Consider the following 16,154-nt stretch of genomic DNA (forward strand, 5'->3'; position numbering starts at 1 on the left):
CTGATGGATATCGGGATGATTCGCGGCCTGGGTACCGTCGTGGTGATGGTGGCGTTCGTGGGCCTGGCGCTGTGGGTGTTCAACCCACGGCGCAAGAAGGACTTCGACGAAGCCACCCAACTGCCCTTCGCCGATGACCCCGAGGCCAAACGGCACGTCGAGCAAGCAAAAGCTTCTGGGAGCAAACAACAATGACAACCTTCTGGAGTCTGTACGTTACCGTCCTGACCCTGGGCACCATCTTCTCGTTGACCTGGCTGCTGCTGTCGACCCGCAAGGGCCAGCGCGAAGAGGTGACCGACGAAACCGTCGGGCACGCCTTCGATGGTATCGAGGAGTACGACAACCCACTGCCGAAATGGTGGTTCTGGCTGTTCGTCGGCACCATCGTCTTCGCCCTCGGCTACCTGGTGCTGTACCCGGGGCTGGGCAACTGGAAAGGCATGCTGCCGGGTTATTCGTACCTGGACAACGACAAACAGACCGAGTTTTCCAACGGCCAGCAGGGCTGGACCGGCGTGCACGAGTGGGAGAAGGAAATGGCCAAGGCCCAGGCGCGCTTCGGCCCGATCTACGCCAAGTTCGCCGCCATGCCTATCGAGGAAGTGGCCAAAGACCCACAGGCGCTGAAAATGGGCGCACGCCTGTTCGCCTCCAACTGCTCGGTATGCCATGGCTCCGACGCCAAGGGCGCCTTCGGTTTCCCCAACCTGACCGACAATGACTGGCGCTGGGGCGGCGAGCCGGAAACCATCAAGGCCACCATCATGGGCGGCCGCCACGGTGTGATGCCGGCATGGGCCGAAGTGATCGGTGACCAAGGTGTGGCCGACGTCGCGGCATTCGTGGTCAGCAAGCTCGATGGCCGTACCCTGCCGCAAGGGGTCAAGGCCGATGTGCAGAATGGGCAGAAGATCTTCGCCGCCAACTGCGTGGCCTGCCACGGGCCGGAAGGCAAAGGCACGCCAGCCATGGGGGCACCGAACCTGACCCACCCGCAGGCGTTCATCTACGGCTCCAGCTTTGCCCAGTTGCAGCAGACCATCCGCTATGGCCGCCAAGGGCAGATGCCGGCCCAGGAACAGTTGCAGGGCAACGACAAGGTGCACTTGCTGGCGGCTTATGTGTACAGCCTGTCGCAGCAGGCTGAGCCGGCCAAGGCCGAGTAAGGCAGGCCTGGCCTCTTCGCGGGCTCGCCCGCTCCCACACCCTCAAGGCTGATGAGGGACCTGTGGGAGCGGGCAAGCCCGCGAAAAGGCCGGCACAACCAAGCATTTCTCGCAGGCTGATGACCTGGATCAATTGACACCCGCCATAACACGATTCACACCGCGAACCCAACGCGACTAAAGGTCGCAGTGCGACCCCGGGCCGCCCACAGCGGCGTATCATGAACCGCAGAGCGCTAGCAGATTGCGCGAGACTGCGGCCGGCACGCACTGGCCGCGGCATTTTTCCACTGCCGTGGGACTTGATGATGAGCAAGCAAATTCCGGTACATGATGTAACCCCGCCTGCCACGAAAGGGAAGGACTCCGTCGACCTCTACGCGTCCCGCGAAAAAATCTATACCCGCGCCTTCACCGGCCTGTTCCGGCGTTTGCGCATGGTTGGCGGTGCCGCGCTGTTCCTGCTGTACTTCGGCACGGTATGGCTGAACTGGGGTGGCCACCAGGCGGTGTGGTGGAACCTGCCCGAGCGCAAGTTCTATATCTTCGGTGCCACCATCTGGCCGCAGGACTTCATCCTGCTGTCAGGCATCCTCATCGTCGCCGCCTTCGGCCTGTTCTTCATCACCGTGTTCGCAGGCCGGGTCTGGTGTGGCTACACCTGCCCGCAAAGCGTGTGGACGTGGATCTTCATGTGGTGTGAAAAAGTCACCGAGGGCGACCGCAACCAGCGCATCAAACTGGACAAGGCGCCCATGAGCGCCAACAAGTTCCTGCGCAAGTTCAGCAAGCACAGCCTGTGGCTGCTGATCGGTTTCGTCACCGGCATGACCTTCGTCGGCTACTTCTCGCCGATCCGTGAACTGGTGATCGAGTTCTTCACCGGCCAGGCCGATGGCTGGGCCTATTTCTGGGTCGGCTTCTTCACCCTCGCCACCTACGGCAACGCCGGTTGGCTGCGCGAGCAGGTGTGTGTGTACATGTGCCCCTACGCCCGCTTCCAGAGCGTGATGTTCGACAAGGACACACTGATCGTCTCCTATGACCCGCGCCGCGGCGAAACCCGGGGCCCGCGCAAGAAAGGCGCGGATTACAAGGCCCAAGGCCTGGGCGACTGCATTGACTGCACCTTGTGCGTGCAGGTCTGCCCGACCGGCATCGACATCCGCGACGGCCTGCAGATCGAATGCATCGGCTGCGCCGCCTGCATCGATGCCTGCGACGGCATCATGGACAAGATGAACTATCCCAAAGGGCTGATCAGCTACACCACCGAGCACAACCTCTCCGGGCAGAAAACCCACCTGTTGCGGCCCCGCCTGATCGGCTACGCGCTGGTGCTGCTGGTGATGATCATCGGCCTGGCCACGGCCTTCGCCACCCGCTCGCTGGTCGGTTTCGACGTCAGCAAGGACCGTGTGCTGTACCGCGAAAATGCCCAGGGCCGGATCGAGAACGTGTACAGCCTGAAGGTCATGAACAAGGACCAGCGTGACCATGTGTATGTGCTGGACGCCACTGGCCTGCCAGACCTCACGCTCGAAGGCCAACGCGAGATCCGCGTGGCCGCCGGGGATATCGTCAGCCTGCCGGTGCAGCTGTCGGTGGCGCCGGAAAAACTGCCATCGACCACCAACGAAATCACCTTCATCCTCAAAAGCGCCGACGACAGCAGCGCGCAGGTTGAAGCCAAGAGCCGCTTCATCGGCCCACAGATCCGCTAAGAGAGATAACCCAACAATGCCTGCCACCGCCGCCGACCCTTGGTACAAGCACCTCTGGCCCTGGATCATCATTGCGATCCTCACCACCTCGGTGTGCCTGAGCCTCAGCATGGTCAGCATCGCCGTGAACAACCCGGACAACCTGGTGAACGACAATTACTACGAGGCGGGCAAGGGCATCAACCGCTCACTGGACCGCGAACTGCTGGCACAGAAGCTGCGCCTCCAGGCCAGTGTGCACCTGGATGACCTGACCGGCGAAGTGGACCTGCGCCTGGCCGGCAACAGCAACCCGCAGAACCTGGAACTGAACCTGATATCGCCCACCCAGCCGGAAAAGGACCGCAAGGTGCTGCTGAGCCGGGTCGAGGCCGGGCGTTACGTGGGGCAGCTGCAAGACAAGGTTGACGGGCGGCGTTTCGTTGAGCTGCTGGGCAGTGAAGGTGGCCAGGTGTGGCGGCTGTTCGAGGAGGAGAAGGTCGAGCATGGCGTGACCTTGCAGCTTGGTGATGAAGCCATCCAAGGCGCCGAGCACCTGTAGGAGCGGCCTTGTGTCGCGAAAGGGCTGCGCAGCAGCCCCTGCAACCTATGCTGCGAAGCTAAGATCGTGGGGCCGCTTCGCGCCCCTTTCGCGACACAAGGCCGCTCCTACAGGGAAGCGCGCCAACCGGCCGCTATGTGTAAGGCAATGATGTGATGACCCAACCCATTCCCTGCTACCACTGCGCCCTGCCCGTTCCGGCCGGCAGCCGCTTTACCGCCGTGGTGCTCGGCGAGCCCCGCGAGTTCTGCTGCCCCGGCTGCCAGGCAGTGGCCGAGGCGATCGTGGCCGGCGGCCTGGAACACTACTACCAGCACCGCAGCGACAACAGCGCCAACCCCGAAGCGTTGCCCAGGCAGTTGCAGGACGAACTGGCCCTGTACGACCGCAGTGACGTGCAGCAAACCTTCGTCCACCACCTGGGCGACCTGGCCGAGGCCACCTTGCTGATCGAAGGTATCAGCTGTGCGGCGTGTGGCTGGCTGATCGAAAAACACCTGCGCAACCTGCCCGGCGTCGCCGAGGCGCGCCTTAACCTGTCCAACCACCGCCTGCTAGTTGCCTGGGATGCCTCGCAGCTGCCACTGTCGCGCCTGCTGGCCGAACTGCGCCAGATCGGTTACGCCGCCCACCCCTACCAACCCGACCAGGCCGCCGAGCAGTTGGCCCGGGAAAACCGCATTGCCCTGCGGCGCCTGGGCGTTGCCGGGTTGTTGTGGTTCCAGGCAATGATGGCGACCATGGCCACCTGGCCGGAATTCAACATCGACCTGTCGCCCGAGCTGCATACCATCCTGCGTTGGGTGGCGCTGTTCCTGACGATCCCCATCGTGTTCTACAGCTGCGCACCGTTCTTCAAAGGCGCCGCCCGCGACCTGCGCACCCGCCACCTGACCATGGATGTTTCGGTGTCACTGGCCATTGGCCTGGCGTTCGGCGCGGGTATCTGGACAGCCATCACCGGCAGCGGCGAGCTGTATTTCGACACCGTGGGCATGTTCGCCCTGTTCCTGTTGACCGGCCGCTACCTGGAACGCCGCGCCCGCGAGCGCACCGCAGCGGCCACGGCGCAACTGGTAAACTTGCTGCCGGCTTCGTGCCTGCGCCTGGACAGCCAAGGCCGCAGCGGGCGCATTCTGCTCAGTGAACTGCAATGCGGCGACACCGTACAGGTGCTGCCCGGCGCAGTGATTCCCGCCGACGGGCGCGTCGTCGAAGGCCGCTCCAGCGTCAACGAATCGCTGCTGACCGGTGAGTACTTGCCACAGCCGCGGCGGGCGGGGGACCGGGTCACCGGCGGCACCTTGAACGTGGAAAGCACGCTGAACATTGAAGTCCAGGCTTTGGGCCACGACTCGCGGCTGTCGGCCATCGTCCGCCTGCTGGAGCGCGCGCAAACGGAAAAACCACGCCTGGCAGAAATTGCCGACCGCGCCTCGCAGGGGTTCCTGCTGTTCTCGCTGCTGGCCGCAGTGGCCATCGGCCTGTGGTGGTGGTACCTGGAGCCGGCCCGGGCGTTCTGGATCGTGCTGGCCATGCTGGTGGCGACGTGCCCTTGTGCGCTGTCGCTGGCTACCCCCACCGCACTCACTGCAGCCACCGGCACCCTGCATAAACTTGGCCTGCTGGTGACCCGTGGCCATGTGCTGGAAGGCCTGAACCAGATCGATACGGTGATTTTTGACAAGACCGGCACGCTGACCGAAGGCAGGCTGACCTTGCGCAGCATTCGCCCACTCGGCAGCCACCCCGCGGACCGTTGCCTGGCGCTGGCGGCGGCATTGGAGAACCGCTCGGAGCACCCCATCGCCCGCGCGTTCGGGCACGCGGCCACACCTGCTGAAGAGGTGCAGAGTGTACCCGGCCTGGGCCTGGAAGGGCTGGTCGATGGCCAGCGCCTGCGCATTGGCCAGGCCAGCTTCGTCTGCGCCTTGAGCGGCGCGCAAGTACCTGCGGTGCCCGAGCCTCGCGGCCAGTGGCTGCTGCTGGGCGACCGCCAGGGGCCATTGGCCTGGTTCGGCCTGGACGACCGCTTGCGCGATGATGCACCGGCCCTGCTGGCTGCCTGCAAAGCGCGGGGCTGGCGCACCCTGCTGCTGTCTGGCGACAGTTCGCCGATGGTCGCGGAAGTCGCCGCGCAACTGGGCATCGACCACGCCGTTGGCGGCCTGCGCCCGGACGACAAACTGGAGCGCCTCAAAGCCTTGCAGGCCGAAGGGCGCAAGGTGCTGATGCTGGGCGACGGGGTCAACGATGTGCCGGTGCTGGCCGCCGCGGACATCAGCATCGCCATGGGCAGCGCCACCGACCTGGCCAAGACCTGCGCCGACGCGGTGCTGCTGTCCAACCGCCTGAGCGCGCTGGTGCAGGCGCTGGAACTGGCGCGCCGCACCCGCCGCAACATCCTCGAGAACCTGCTGTGGGCAACCCTGTATAATGGCCTGATGTTGCCGTTCGCCGCCCTCGGCTGGGTCACCCCGGTGTGGGCTGCTGTCGGCATGTCGGTGAGCTCACTGATCGTGGTGCTCAATGCCCTGCGCCTGACCCGCGCGCCAGTCAGTGCGGGGCTGCCCGCGATGGATGCCGCGCAACCCGCCAGGAGTACGCCATGCCCGCCCTCTATGTCATGATCCCCGCAGCCCTGCTGCTGGTCGGCGTGGCCGTGTACATCTTCTTCTGGGCCGTGGACAGCGGCCAGTACGATGACCTCGACGGCCCGGCGCACAGCATTCTGTTCGACGACCAGGACCCTCGTCACCAGGCGGCGGTAAAACCCGACGACACGCCGGGCAACGCCGACAAGGACTTGCCACCCCGTGCCTGACCTGCTTCCCCTGCTGGGCTCGGCGCTGGTGCTCGGCTTGCTCGGTGGCGGCCACTGCCTGGGCATGTGCGGCGGCCTGATGGGTGCGCTGACCTTGGCCATCCCCCCTGAACAACGCGGCAGGCGCCTGCGCCTGCTGCTGGCGTACAACCTGGGGCGCATCTTCAGCTATGCCTGCGCCGGGTTGCTGCTGGGCCTGGCCGGCTGGGCCGTGGCCAGCAGCCCGGCCGCCCTGGCCCTGCGGGTCCTGGCTGCCTTGCTGTTGATTGCCATGGGCCTGTACTTGGCCGGCTGGTGGAGCGGGCTGACGCGTATCGAGGTGCTAGGCCGCGGCGTGTGGCGGCATATCCAGCCGCTGGCGTCGCGCTTGCTGCCGGTGTCCAGCCTGCCCCGTGCGTTGCTGCTGGGGGCCTTGTGGGGGTGGTTGCCATGCGGGTTGGTGTACAGCACGTTGTTATGGGCAGCCAGCCAGGGCCATGCCGGCTACAGCGCGGCGTTGATGCTGGCGTTCGGGGTGGGCACCTGGCCGGTGCTGCTGGCGACCGGCTTGGCGGCAGAGCGGGTAAACACTTTGTTGAAACGGCGCAGTGTGCGGGTGGCTGGCGGGGTGCTGGTGATGCTGTTTGGTATCTGGACCATGCCCGGGCCGCACCAGCATTGGCTGATGGGGCATTGAGGGCTGCAAGCTGCAAGCTACAAGCTACAAGCTACAAGCTACAAGCTACAAGCAAAAGCAGATCTGCTTTCGACTTTCGACTTTCGACTTTCGACTTTCGACTTTCGACTTTCGACTTGCTGCTTGCCGCTTGCCGCTTGATACAAATCAACACAGATTCCTACAGACGCCCATAGACTCCGGTTCACTGCTGCTCTTTCCGGGGACCGCCCACATGCTCGACGACATTCGTTGGGATACCGACCTGATCCGCCGCTACGATCTTGCCGGGCCACGCTACACCTCCTACCCGACCGCCGTGCAACTGCACAGCGAGGTGGGCTCCTTCGACCTGCTCCACGCCCTGCGCGAAAGCCGCCGGGCGGTACGCCCGCTGTCGCTGTATGTGCATGTGCCGTTCTGCGCCAACATCTGCTACTACTGCGCCTGCAACAAAGTCATCACCAAGGACCGCGCCCGCGCCGCGCCGTACCTGCAGCGCCTGGAGCAGGAGATTCAGCTGATCGCCTGCCACCTGGGACCGAAACAGCGGGTGGAACAGCTGCATTTCGGCGGCGGCACCCCGACCTTCCTCAGCCATGTGGAACTGCGCCAGCTGATGACTACCCTGCGCCAGCACTTCCACTTGCTGGACGATGACTCCGGCGACTACGGCATCGAGATCGACCCGCGCGAAGCCGACTGGTCGACCATGGGCCTGCTGCGGGAGCTGGGCTTCAACCGCGTCAGCCTCGGCGTGCAAGACCTCGACCCCGCCGTACAGCGCGCGATCAACCGCCTGCAAAGCCTGGAACAGACCCGCACCCTGATCGAGGCGGCGCGTACCTTGCAGTTCCGCTCGATCAACCTCGACCTGATCTACGGCCTGCCCAAGCAAACCCCGCAAGGCTTCGCCCGCACCGTCGAAGAGGTGATCCGCCTGCAGCCCGACCGCTTGTCGGTGTTCAACTACGCCCACCTGCCCGAACGCTTCATGCCGCAACGGCGTATCGACAGCAGCGACCTGCCCAGCGCGGCCGCCAAGCTGGAGATGCTGCACGCCACCATCGAGCAGTTGACCGCCGCTGGCTACCGCTACATCGGCATGGACCATTTCGCCCTGCCCGACGACGAGCTGGCCATCGCCCAGGAAGAAGGCACCCTGCAGCGCAATTTCCAGGGCTATACCACCCACGGGCACTGCGACCTCATCGGCCTGGGCGTGTCGGCCATCAGCCAGATCGGCGACTTGTACTGCCAGAACAGCAGTGACCTCAACACCTACCAGGACAGCCTGACCAACGCCCAGCTGGCGACCCAGCGCGGCCTGCTGTGCAACCATGACGACCGCATCCGCCGGGCGGTCATCCAGCAACTGATCTGCCATTTCCAGCTGGATTACGAACCCATCGAGCAAGCGTTCACCATCGATTTCCGCGGTTACTTCGACCACCTCTGGCCAGAGCTGCTGACCCTGCAGCGCGACGGCCTGATCAGCCTGGACGACAAGGGCATTCGCATTCTCCCGGCCGGGCGCCTGCTGGCGCGTTCGGTATGCATGGTGTTCGATGCCTACCTGGCGATGCAGAACCGCCAGCGTTTCTCCCGGGTTATCTGAAAAGCGAGACATTCAACCGCATGGACACGCCACCTTGCCGGGCACACTATGGGCGAACGAGGACTCCCGGCAGGGCATCTGCCGGGGTTTTGCCAGCGCGCAGCATCGATGCGCACTCTGGCCTACACCCTGTGTCGTAGGTTACCCTTACGACTTATGTGTGCTTTCCCACAAGGATCGATCCAAATGTCCGAGCCAGTCAAACTGCGCCCTCACAACCAGGCCCATTGCAAGGATTGCAGCCTGGCCCCCCTGTGCCTGCCTCTTTCACTCAACCTGGAAGACATGGATGCACTGGATGAAATCGTCAAACGCGGGCGTCCGCTGAAAAAAGGCGAGTTTCTGTTCCGCCAGGGTGACAATTTTGGCTCGGTCTACGCGGTACGTTCCGGCGCCCTGAAAACCTTCAGCCTCAGCGACAGCGGCGAAGAACAGATCACCGGTTTCCACCTGCCCAGCGAACTGGTCGGCCTGTCGGGTATGGACACCGAAGCCTACCCGGTGTCGGCGCAAGCTCAGGAAACCACCTCGGTGTGCGAAATCCCCTTCGAGCGCCTCGACGAACTGTCGGTCCAGCTCCCGCAGCTGCGCCGCCAGCTGATGCGGGTAATGAGCCGTGAAATCCGCGATGACCAGCAAATGATGCTGCTGCTGTCGAAAAAAACCGCCGACGAGCGCATTGCCACGTTCCTGGTGAACCTGTCGGCGCGCTTCCGCGCCCGCGGCTATTCGGCCAACCAGTTCCGCCTGAGCATGTCGCGCAACGAAATCGGCAACTACCTGGGCCTGGCAGTGGAAACCGTGTCACGGGTGTTCACCCGCTTCCAGCAGAACGGCCTGCTGCGCGCCGAAGGCAAGGAAGTGCACATCCTCGACCCGATCCAGCTGTGTGCGCTGGCCGGTGGTGCAATGGAGGCCTGAGACCGGTATTTAGCGGGTATACTTGGGCATTCGTTTTCCCAGGATATCCGCAACAATGCACAGCGACGCCTTCGACCTCAAAGCCCTGATCCGCCCGGTGGTGGACTTCCCCAAGCCCGGCGTGATCTTCCGTGACATCACCCCGCTGTTCCAGTCGCCGCGCGGGCTGCGCTATGTGGCCGACCAGTTCATCGAGCGCTATGTCGAGGCTGAGTTCAGCCACATTGGCGCCATGGACGCGCGGGGTTTCCTGATTGGTTCGATCATCGCCCACCAGTTGAACAAGCCACTGATCCTGTTCCGCAAGCAAGGCAAGCTGCCAGCCGACGTGCTGAGCGAGGGTTACCAGACCGAGTACGGCGAGGCCTTCCTGGAGGTGCACGCCGACAGCCTGTGCGAAGGCGATTCGGTGTTGATTTTCGATGACTTGATCGCCACGGGCGGGACCTTGCTGGCAGCGGCCAACCTGGTGCGCCGCACCGGTGCGCAAGTGTTCGAGGCCGCCGCGATCATCGACCTACCCGAACTGGACGGTTCGCGCCGGCTACAGGCGGCCGGGGTGCCGACCTTCTGCCTGACCGAGTTTTCCCTCAGCGAGTATTGAGTTGCAAGTCGCAAGTCGCAAGTCGCAAGCTACAAGCAAAAGCCGATCTGCTTTTGCTTGTAGCTTGCAGCTTGCAGCTTGCAGCTTGCAGCTTCAGAGCGAAATCGGCCGCCGCCCGGCAAAGGCATGGGCCAGTGTTCCGCCATCCACCAGTTCGAGCTCCCCGCCCAGGGGGACACCATGGGCGATGCGCGAGGCCACCAGGCCTTTTTCATTGAGCAGTTGCGCGATGTAATGCGCCGTCGCCTCGCCTTCCACGGTCGGGTTGGTCGCCAGGATCACCTCGGTAAAGGTACCCTGCTCTTCGATCCGCGCCATCAGTTGCGGAATGCCGATGGCCTCCGGCCCCAGGCCGTCCAGAGGCGACAGGTGGCCTTTGAGCACGAAGTAACGGCCGCGGTAGCCGGCCTGCTCGACCGCATACACATCGGTCGGCCCTTCGACCACACACAGCTGGGTGTCGTCACGCCGCGGGTCAGCACACTGTGGGCACAGGTCCTGCTCAGTCAGGGTGCGGCACTGCCGGCAATGCCCTACCCCTTCCATGGCCTGGGTCAAAGCCTGGGCCAGGCGCAGCCCCCCGCTACGGTCACGCTCGAGCAGTTGCAGGGCCATGCGCTGGGCGGTTTTCTGGCCTACACCTGGCAAGATGCGCAGGCCGTCGATCAATTGGCGGATAAGGGGGCTGAAGCTCATGGGGAAGGCCTGACAATTCAATAAGGGGCGGTTTATACCCAGCGGGGGCAGTGGCGTCAAATCAGCCTCCGGGTGAGAGCGCGCCGGGTCAAGAATAATGACCGCGGCGGCTGCGAGTACGCACAAAAAAACCGCCGCTGGTGTCAGCGGCGGTTTTCGAGGGCGCATGCCTTAGAACGGCATCTTGAAGCCCGGCGGCAGCTGCATGCCGGCGGTCATGCCGCCCATTTTTTCCTGGCTGCTCTGCTCCACCTTGCGCACTGCATCGTTCAACGCAGCGGCGATCAGGTCTTCCAGCACTTCCTTGTCATCTTCATCGGTCGACATCAGGCTCTGGTCGATGCTGACGCGCTTGACGTCGTGACGACCGGTCATCACCACGCTCACCAGGCCGCCACCAGACTGGCCGGTGACTTCGGCGTTGGCCAGCTCTTCCTGCATTTTCTGCATTTTTTCCTGCATCTGCTGGGCCTGCTTCATCAGGCCGGCCATGCCACCTTTCATCATGGGGGTATACCTCGATTGGGTCATTTGATGCGGCCCGGCGCCGGGCCGGCCGCAGGGTTATCCGTTACTGGCCCTGGTTGGCCAGGGCTTCTACAGGCTCAATAGTATCCTGCCGCACCTTGGCACCGAACAACTTGATCATCTGCTGGATCAATGGATCCTGCTCGATCGAGGCGACGGCGCCCTGCTGACGCTCGGCCCGCTTGCGCGCGGCGGCCTGGGCCGGGGTTTCCTGCTCGGGCAGGACCAGTTCGATGCGCAGGTTCAACGTGCGCCCCAGATGCTGGTTGAGCGCCTCGTTAAGGCGCCGCTGCTGGGTCGTGTTGAACAGCGCACCCTGGCCTGGGTCCAGGTGCAGCAGCCAGTCGTCGCCATCGGCGGCAATCAGCGTACAGTTTGCTGCGATGTTGCCTGTCATACCCGAGACAGGCAACTGTGGGAATAATTCCAGCCATTGCAGGGCCAGACCGGTGGCCGGCTTGGCGGCTGGCAACGGGGCAGGCGCGGGCGCAGGGGCTTCTTCCTGAACGTGTTCGGCCAACTCGTCGAGGTAGCTGAAGCCAACCGGATCGCTTTCGCCGCCGTAGTAGTCTTCGTCCAGCGGCGGCTCGTCGTCCCGGTCCATGCCAACGGCGGCGTAGGCAGACGGGTCGAAAGGCGGCTCGTCATGCACGGGAGGCGCGGCCGTAGGCGCCGCCTGCGGGGTCGGCCGCGGGGCTGACGCGGGCTCGGCAACAGGCTCTGCAACAGGCGCGCTGGTCGGGGCTGGATCCTCCCACGGCAGGTCGACCACCTCGGCGACGGGCTCAGGCACCGAAATGGCCTCGACTTCGGCCCTCAGCTCGGCGTCTGCGGGCAGTTCGGGCTCATGGTCCACCGTGGCTGGCGGCGGCACTACCAGCGGCGCGGGCGCAGCGGGCGCAGCGGGCGCAGGCTCGGCGGCGGGCGGCGGCACGGCAGGCGCAGGGGCTGCCACCGCGTTGGCAGGATCAGCTGTGGCCTGGCTGATCCCCACTGGCTTTAGCACCGGTTTCGGCGCATCGTCGGTGTCGGCCGGGCGGAAGGCGAGCATCCGCAACAAGACCATCTCGAAGCCACCACGCGGGTCCGGCGCCAGCGGCAGGTCACGCCGGCCGATCAGGCCCATCTGGTAATAGAACTGCACATCCTCGGCCGGTAATGCCTGGGCCAGCGCCAGCACCCGGTCACGGTCGCCCTGGCCGTTGTCCACTGCCTCGGGCAGCGCCTGGGCGATGGCTACACGGTGCAGCACGTTGAGCATTTCCGCCAGCACGCCAGCCCAGTCCGGCCCTTGCTCGGCCAGGTTGCGCACGGCCTCCAGCAGGGCCCGGGCATCGCCCTCGAGCAGCGCCTGCAGCACCCCATAGACCTGCCCGTGGTCGAGGCTGCCGAGCATGGCCCGCACATCGGCGGCCAGCACCTTGCCTTCGCCGAATGCGATGGCCTGGTCGGTCAGGCTCATGGCGTCACGCATGGAACCGTCGGCGGCGCGGCCCAACAGCCACAGGGCATCTGCCTCGAACGGGACGTTCTCCGCAGCCAGCACATGGCTGAGGTGCTCGACCACCCGCTCCGGGCTCATGTTCTTCAGCGAGAACTGCAGGCAACGCGACAGGATGGTGGCCGGCAGCTTCTGCGGGTCGGTGGTGGCCAGGATGAACTTGACGTACGGCGGCGGCTCTTCCAGGGTCTTGAGCAAGGCATTGAACGAGTGCGTCGAGAGCATGTGCACTTCGTCGATCAGGTAGACCTTGAAGCGCCCACGGCTGGGCGCGTACTGCACGTTATCGAGCAGTTCGCGGGTGTCCTCGACCTTGGTACGGCTGGCGGCGTCGATTTCGATCAGGTCGACGAAGCGGCCCTCGTCGATCTCCCGGCACACCGAACAGGTGCCGCAGGGCGTGGAGGTGATGCCCGTCTCGCAGTTCAGGCATTTGGCGATGATACGGGCAATGGTAGTCTTGCCCACGCCACGAGTACCGGTGAACAGGTAGGCATGGTGCAGGCGCTGGTTGTCCAAGGCATTGATCAAGGCCTTGAGCACATGGGTCTGGCCGACCATTTCGCGGAACGAGCGCGGACGCCATTTACGTGCAAGAACCTGATAACTCATCGAAAAACCATCGTAGCCTGATCGAGCGGAAGATCGCTAATGCTAGCGGAGCGGGGGCAAAATTGCACCCTGCGCAGCTCGTCTAAGCTATGAATCGGGCGCCTGTTGTGCAGGGAGGAGATGCTTTTGCGAAAACTGCTGGCCTTGCTGTTGGTCTGGGCTACCCAGAGCGTGGCAGAACAGCCGGTGCTGCGTTTTTCCGTGGCTGAAAGCTGGAGCATGCCGCTGGTGCGGATTGAAGATGACCAGCCGGTCGAGGGCCTGGTCTATGACCTTGTACAGGCGCTGGCCCGGGAAGCAGGGGTCCGCCCGCAGTATCACGTGATGGCCAGGCTGCGCTTGCAGGAGGCCATGAACAGCGGTGACATTGATGTGCGCTGCTACGTCAGCACGCAATGGTTCAATGACCGCCCGGGGGACTTTGTCTGGAGCATCCCGCTGTTTCACCAGCGCGACGTGCTGGTGGGGCGCCTTGGCGACAGCAACCCGGTCGCAGCAGAGCAACTGCCGCCCCAGGCCATCGGTACAGTGCTGGGGTACACCTATCCAACCTTGCAACCCCTGCTGGACCAAGGCCGGCTGAGCCGCGAAGACAGCCGCAGCCAGCTGCTGGTCCTGCAGAAACTGCAAGCCCACCGCTATCGCCATGCAGTGAGCAACGAGTTGTCGCTGCAGTGGTTCAACCAGGGGCAGCCGGCAGCTCGGCAGCTGCAAGTGCTGGCAGTACTGGAGGAGCAGGACCTGGGGTGCATGGTGCGCAACGACCCGGCGATACCCACACAAGGGTTGCTGCGGGCCTTGGTGCGGCTGAAACAGACGGGGGAAATCGAGCGGATCCTGCAGCGATACGCAGGGATGGGCCGTAGCGACAACCCGTCTGTCGCTCGCCCGTGAAACAGAAGCGCTGGTGATGTACAGAGGCAGCAAGCCAGCACGCTCCCTGTGGTCGCTGGCTTGCCGGCGATCTACGGTGATGCTGATGCCTATACCGCGTCGCCTGTTTCGCGGGCACGCCCGCTCCCACAGGGTATTGCGACCGATTCGAGCTCGCGTGCTGCCTGGGACATGGACTACAGCATGCATGGAAGCCGGCGATAGTGCCTCGCACCCTGACAGCACATAGTTTCGTGATACCTATGGCAGCTTTACCACTACTGAAAAGACAGGCCGATGCTTCAGGATGACCGCGAACACCTCGAACTTGAGAAGTTACAAAATGAAGGCCGCAAGCTAGGCGCCGAGACGCAGAAATTCGTGGCAGAAGCGCGTAAGCTCAGACAAGAAGCACTTTGGTATCCCATAGCAACTGGCTCAGCGGTTGTAACGACCATCGTTGGCATCATGGCGCTGGCCAGCAAGCTGTGAGTTTTAGATCGATCCAGTAACAAGGAGTCGCTAATGCGCTTCACTCCCCCAAGTCACACTGAAAACGCACGAAGTGAAGCGGAGGCATTCGCCGAGGAAATGCGCAAGCTTAGAACATCCTCACCCTGGACAGGCGTGCTGCTGTTTTACCTTGGCGGCCTTTCTACAGCGCTCATGCTGATTGCCGGCATTTTCATCCTGCGCTCGCTCTGACCGCCTGGCCTGTCCTCACACCGAGGCCCGCAGCCCCGCACTCAGGAACAACCCCACACCAAACACAGAATGCGTAGTCAGGCTCTTCACGCAGTTACGCGCAGGCGCCGGTGTCCTCGACGCAAAGAACCCTGCCCCCAACAACGGCTGCATGAGACACAACGGCGCAACGGCCGTGCTCACACCGAGAACTACCGCAGGCAGCAAGGTAGGCGCCATCAACCATCGTTCCCCCACAAACCCAACCAGCAATATCGCGAACAGCACGCCGACGGCGTAATGAATCCCCCACCCCAACACCTGCTCATGCCGCACCGGCTCAGCCTTGGCAATCGCCTGATGCCGCACACGCCCATTCAGCAGATGCCCCGCCCAACGCCCGACCATGGCGAAACTCAAGGTGGCAACGCCAAAGCGCCTCAGCAACAGGCCCCACATGTCCATCACTACCGTAGCACCGATACCAATCGGCAAGGCCGCTGAAAACATCGCAGTCAACGTCATTGAAAAATCCCCCATAGATTGACTGTCATCACCACGCCACGCAGCATAGAAGTTGAAGCCAGCTTTAAGTCAAGGACCCAAAATGGACATAGCCGACGTTGCCAAACGCACGGGCGTACCCGCCTCGACACTGCGTTACTACGAGAAGAAAGGGCTGCTCAAATCGCTCGCTGCACACGGCCAGCGGCGCCAGTTCGCAGCCGATGTGACCGACCGCTTGGCGCTGATCGCCTTGGGCCAGGCTGCGGGGTTTTCGCTGGATGAGATGGGAGCGATGCTGGTGAATCTTCAGGTCGACCGGCAGAAGCTGCTACTCAAAGCCGATGAACTGGATGCACGGATCAGGCGCCTACAGGCGATGAGCAAAGGCTTGCGACATGCGGCGCAGTGCCCTGAGGAGGATCATCTGGCCTGCCCTAAATTCCAGCGACTGATGAAGCTGTCGGCGGTGGGAGCATTGGGCGAGAAGCAGGACAGAAAGAAGGCGTTCGCAGCAGATTGAGGTTTTCCGACCCCGGAAATGGAGGCGGCCCCACCAGCCACACCCCGGCACTCGATGTTCCCGCTATGGCTGCTCCCTTCCGGGCCTGACCAGGTTAACGGGTAATCAATGCGGGGGGACCGATGGGGCCACCACTACATGCCTCGCTGAGCAGCGAGTGGCGCCATTGTACCGGTC

At 63.6% G+C, this 16,154-nt stretch carries 18 protein-coding genes and 1 other RNA gene; 14 read left to right on the plus strand and 5 right to left on the minus strand.

What is annotated here, in order from left to right; genetic code table 11:
- The first annotated feature begins 3 nt into the window (after nt 1-3).
- The 10 genes from L1P09_RS16865 to L1P09_RS16910 all read left to right on the plus strand — a co-directional run bounded on the left by L1P09_RS16865 (nt 4) and on the right by L1P09_RS16910 (nt 10,056).
- Entirely contained in the window at nt 4-195 is a 192-nt protein-coding gene (locus L1P09_RS16865; protein WP_009683899.1) for a CcoQ/FixQ family Cbb3-type cytochrome c oxidase assembly chaperone, read from the plus strand.
- Nucleotides 192-1,169: a cytochrome-c oxidase, cbb3-type subunit III gene (gene ccoP / locus L1P09_RS16870; RefSeq protein ID WP_054905802.1), complete on the plus strand. Its 978-nt coding sequence runs from the start codon at nt 192-194 to the stop codon at nt 1,167-1,169. Before L1P09_RS16865 ends, ccoP begins: the two co-directional genes overlap by 4 nt.
- A 308-nt stretch (nt 1,170-1,477) precedes the next feature.
- Nucleotides 1,478-2,893 carry a cytochrome c oxidase accessory protein CcoG gene (ccoG, locus tag L1P09_RS16875; RefSeq protein ID WP_054881976.1) on the plus strand — a complete coding sequence of 472 codons (1,416 nt, stop codon included), beginning with the start codon at nt 1,478-1,480 and terminating at the stop codon, nt 2,891-2,893.
- A 16-nt stretch (nt 2,894-2,909) separates the two neighbouring features.
- Nucleotides 2,910-3,434, plus strand: a complete 525-nt coding sequence (locus L1P09_RS16880; RefSeq protein ID WP_054881975.1) for a FixH family protein — start codon at nt 2,910-2,912, stop codon at nt 3,432-3,434.
- Nucleotides 3,435-3,589: 155 nt separating this feature from the next.
- Nucleotides 3,590-6,064: a heavy metal translocating P-type ATPase gene (locus tag L1P09_RS16885; protein ID WP_235767921.1), complete on the plus strand. Its 2,475-nt coding sequence runs from the start codon at nt 3,590-3,592 to the stop codon at nt 6,062-6,064.
- Complete coding sequence (gene ccoS / locus L1P09_RS16890; protein WP_054881973.1) at nt 6,043-6,258, plus strand: cbb3-type cytochrome oxidase assembly protein CcoS; 216 nt, start codon at nt 6,043-6,045, stop codon at nt 6,256-6,258. Before L1P09_RS16885 ends, ccoS begins: the two co-directional genes overlap by 22 nt.
- Nucleotides 6,251-6,934: a sulfite exporter TauE/SafE family protein gene (locus L1P09_RS16895; RefSeq protein ID WP_054881972.1), complete on the plus strand. Its 684-nt coding sequence runs from the start codon at nt 6,251-6,253 to the stop codon at nt 6,932-6,934. Before ccoS ends, L1P09_RS16895 begins: the two co-directional genes overlap by 8 nt.
- 214 nt (nt 6,935-7,148) lie before the next feature.
- On the plus strand, nt 7,149-8,531 hold the full coding sequence (gene hemN, locus L1P09_RS16900; RefSeq protein WP_054905804.1) for an oxygen-independent coproporphyrinogen III oxidase: 1,383 nt from the start codon (nt 7,149-7,151) through the stop codon (nt 8,529-8,531).
- 186 nt (nt 8,532-8,717) lie between these two features.
- Nucleotides 8,718-9,452, plus strand: coding sequence for a Crp/Fnr family transcriptional regulator FnrA (fnrA, locus tag L1P09_RS16905; RefSeq protein WP_009683909.1), 735 nt, complete (start codon nt 8,718-8,720; stop codon nt 9,450-9,452).
- A 55-nt stretch (nt 9,453-9,507) separates the two neighbouring features.
- The gene (locus L1P09_RS16910) at nt 9,508-10,056 is read left to right on the plus strand and encodes an adenine phosphoribosyltransferase (RefSeq protein ID WP_009683910.1); all 549 of its coding nucleotides are present in this window, start codon (nt 9,508-9,510) and stop codon (nt 10,054-10,056) included.
- Between the two features lie 93 nt (nt 10,057-10,149).
- Here L1P09_RS16910 and recR read toward each other — a convergent pair whose 3' ends face one another.
- From recR to dnaX, 3 genes are all read right to left on the minus strand, one after another.
- Nucleotides 10,150-10,752: a recombination mediator RecR gene (gene recR, locus L1P09_RS16915; RefSeq protein WP_009683911.1), complete on the minus strand. Its 603-nt coding sequence runs from the start codon at nt 10,750-10,752 to the stop codon at nt 10,150-10,152.
- Between the two features lie 171 nt (nt 10,753-10,923).
- Complete coding sequence (locus L1P09_RS16920; protein ID WP_003254305.1) at nt 10,924-11,259, minus strand: YbaB/EbfC family nucleoid-associated protein; 336 nt, start codon at nt 11,257-11,259, stop codon at nt 10,924-10,926.
- Nucleotides 11,260-11,323: 64 nt separating this feature from the next.
- Nucleotides 11,324-13,393, minus strand: a complete 2,070-nt coding sequence (gene dnaX, locus L1P09_RS16925; RefSeq protein WP_054905805.1) for a DNA polymerase III subunit gamma/tau — start codon at nt 13,391-13,393, stop codon at nt 11,324-11,326.
- 120 nt (nt 13,394-13,513) lie between these two features.
- Here dnaX and L1P09_RS16930 point away from each other — a divergent pair, with 120 nt between their 5' ends.
- The 3 genes from L1P09_RS16930 to L1P09_RS16940 all read left to right on the plus strand — a co-directional run bounded on the left by L1P09_RS16930 (nt 13,514) and on the right by L1P09_RS16940 (nt 14,971).
- A complete protein-coding gene (locus L1P09_RS16930; RefSeq protein ID WP_009683915.1) occupies nt 13,514-14,287 on the plus strand; it encodes a substrate-binding periplasmic protein in 774 nt (257 codons plus the stop codon).
- 276 nt (nt 14,288-14,563) lie between these two features.
- On the plus strand, nt 14,564-14,758 hold the full coding sequence (locus L1P09_RS16935; protein ID WP_054881969.1) for a hypothetical protein: 195 nt from the start codon (nt 14,564-14,566) through the stop codon (nt 14,756-14,758).
- A 33-nt stretch (nt 14,759-14,791) separates the two neighbouring features.
- Complete coding sequence (locus L1P09_RS16940) at nt 14,792-14,971, plus strand: hypothetical protein (protein ID WP_054881968.1); 180 nt, start codon at nt 14,792-14,794, stop codon at nt 14,969-14,971.
- 15 nt (nt 14,972-14,986) lie between these two features.
- Here L1P09_RS16940 and L1P09_RS16945 read toward each other — a convergent pair whose 3' ends face one another.
- Entirely contained in the window at nt 14,987-15,475 is a 489-nt protein-coding gene (locus tag L1P09_RS16945; RefSeq protein WP_235767922.1) for a DUF2938 domain-containing protein, read from the minus strand.
- Nucleotides 15,476-15,557: 82 nt separating this feature from the next.
- Here L1P09_RS16945 and L1P09_RS16950 point away from each other — a divergent pair, with 82 nt between their 5' ends.
- Nucleotides 15,558-15,977, plus strand: coding sequence for a helix-turn-helix domain-containing protein (locus L1P09_RS16950; RefSeq protein WP_009683919.1), 420 nt, complete (start codon nt 15,558-15,560; stop codon nt 15,975-15,977).
- Nucleotides 15,978-16,005: 28 nt separating this feature from the next.
- Here L1P09_RS16950 and ffs read toward each other — a convergent pair.
- An RNA gene (gene ffs / locus L1P09_RS16955) (signal recognition particle sRNA small type) lies at nt 16,006-16,102 on the minus strand.
- Nucleotides 16,103-16,154 lie beyond the last annotated feature (52 nt).

The organism is Pseudomonas juntendi (assembly GCF_021560075.1).
GTDB classification, from domain to species: Bacteria; Pseudomonadota; Gammaproteobacteria; order Pseudomonadales; family Pseudomonadaceae; genus Aquipseudomonas; species Aquipseudomonas juntendi.

Excerpts from the sequence above, each read along its gene's own strand:
- fnrA (WP_009683909.1), top strand. The coding sequence starts at position 8,718 with ATGTCCGAGCCAGTCAAACTGCGCCCTCACAACCAGGCCCATTGCAAG.
- ccoP (WP_054905802.1), top strand. The coding sequence starts at position 192 with ATGACAACCTTCTGGAGTCTGTACGTTACCGTCCTGACCCTGGGCACC.
- recR (WP_009683911.1), bottom strand. The coding sequence starts at position 10,752 with ATGAGCTTCAGCCCCCTTATCCGCCAATTGATCGACGGCCTGCGCATC.
- L1P09_RS16950 (WP_009683919.1), top strand. The coding sequence starts at position 15,558 with ATGGACATAGCCGACGTTGCCAAACGCACGGGCGTACCCGCCTCGACA.
- L1P09_RS16930 (WP_009683915.1), top strand. The coding sequence starts at position 13,514 with ATGCTTTTGCGAAAACTGCTGGCCTTGCTGTTGGTCTGGGCTACCCAG.
- L1P09_RS16880 (WP_054881975.1), top strand. The coding sequence starts at position 2,910 with ATGCCTGCCACCGCCGCCGACCCTTGGTACAAGCACCTCTGGCCCTGG.
- ccoS (WP_054881973.1), top strand. The coding sequence starts at position 6,043 with ATGCCCGCCCTCTATGTCATGATCCCCGCAGCCCTGCTGCTGGTCGGC.
- dnaX (WP_054905805.1), bottom strand. The coding sequence starts at position 13,393 with ATGAGTTATCAGGTTCTTGCACGTAAATGGCGTCCGCGCTCGTTCCGC.
- L1P09_RS16910 (WP_009683910.1), top strand. The coding sequence starts at position 9,508 with ATGCACAGCGACGCCTTCGACCTCAAAGCCCTGATCCGCCCGGTGGTG.
- L1P09_RS16920 (WP_003254305.1), bottom strand. The coding sequence starts at position 11,259 with ATGATGAAAGGTGGCATGGCCGGCCTGATGAAGCAGGCCCAGCAGATG.
- hemN (WP_054905804.1), top strand. The coding sequence starts at position 7,149 with ATGCTCGACGACATTCGTTGGGATACCGACCTGATCCGCCGCTACGAT.
- L1P09_RS16885 (WP_235767921.1), top strand. The coding sequence starts at position 3,590 with ATGACCCAACCCATTCCCTGCTACCACTGCGCCCTGCCCGTTCCGGCC.
- L1P09_RS16940 (WP_054881968.1), top strand. The coding sequence starts at position 14,792 with ATGCGCTTCACTCCCCCAAGTCACACTGAAAACGCACGAAGTGAAGCG.
- L1P09_RS16865 (WP_009683899.1), top strand. The coding sequence starts at position 4 with ATGGATATCGGGATGATTCGCGGCCTGGGTACCGTCGTGGTGATGGTG.
- ccoG (WP_054881976.1), top strand. The coding sequence starts at position 1,478 with ATGAGCAAGCAAATTCCGGTACATGATGTAACCCCGCCTGCCACGAAA.
- L1P09_RS16935 (WP_054881969.1), top strand. The coding sequence starts at position 14,564 with ATGCTTCAGGATGACCGCGAACACCTCGAACTTGAGAAGTTACAAAAT.
- L1P09_RS16945 (WP_235767922.1), bottom strand. The coding sequence starts at position 15,475 with ATGACGTTGACTGCGATGTTTTCAGCGGCCTTGCCGATTGGTATCGGT.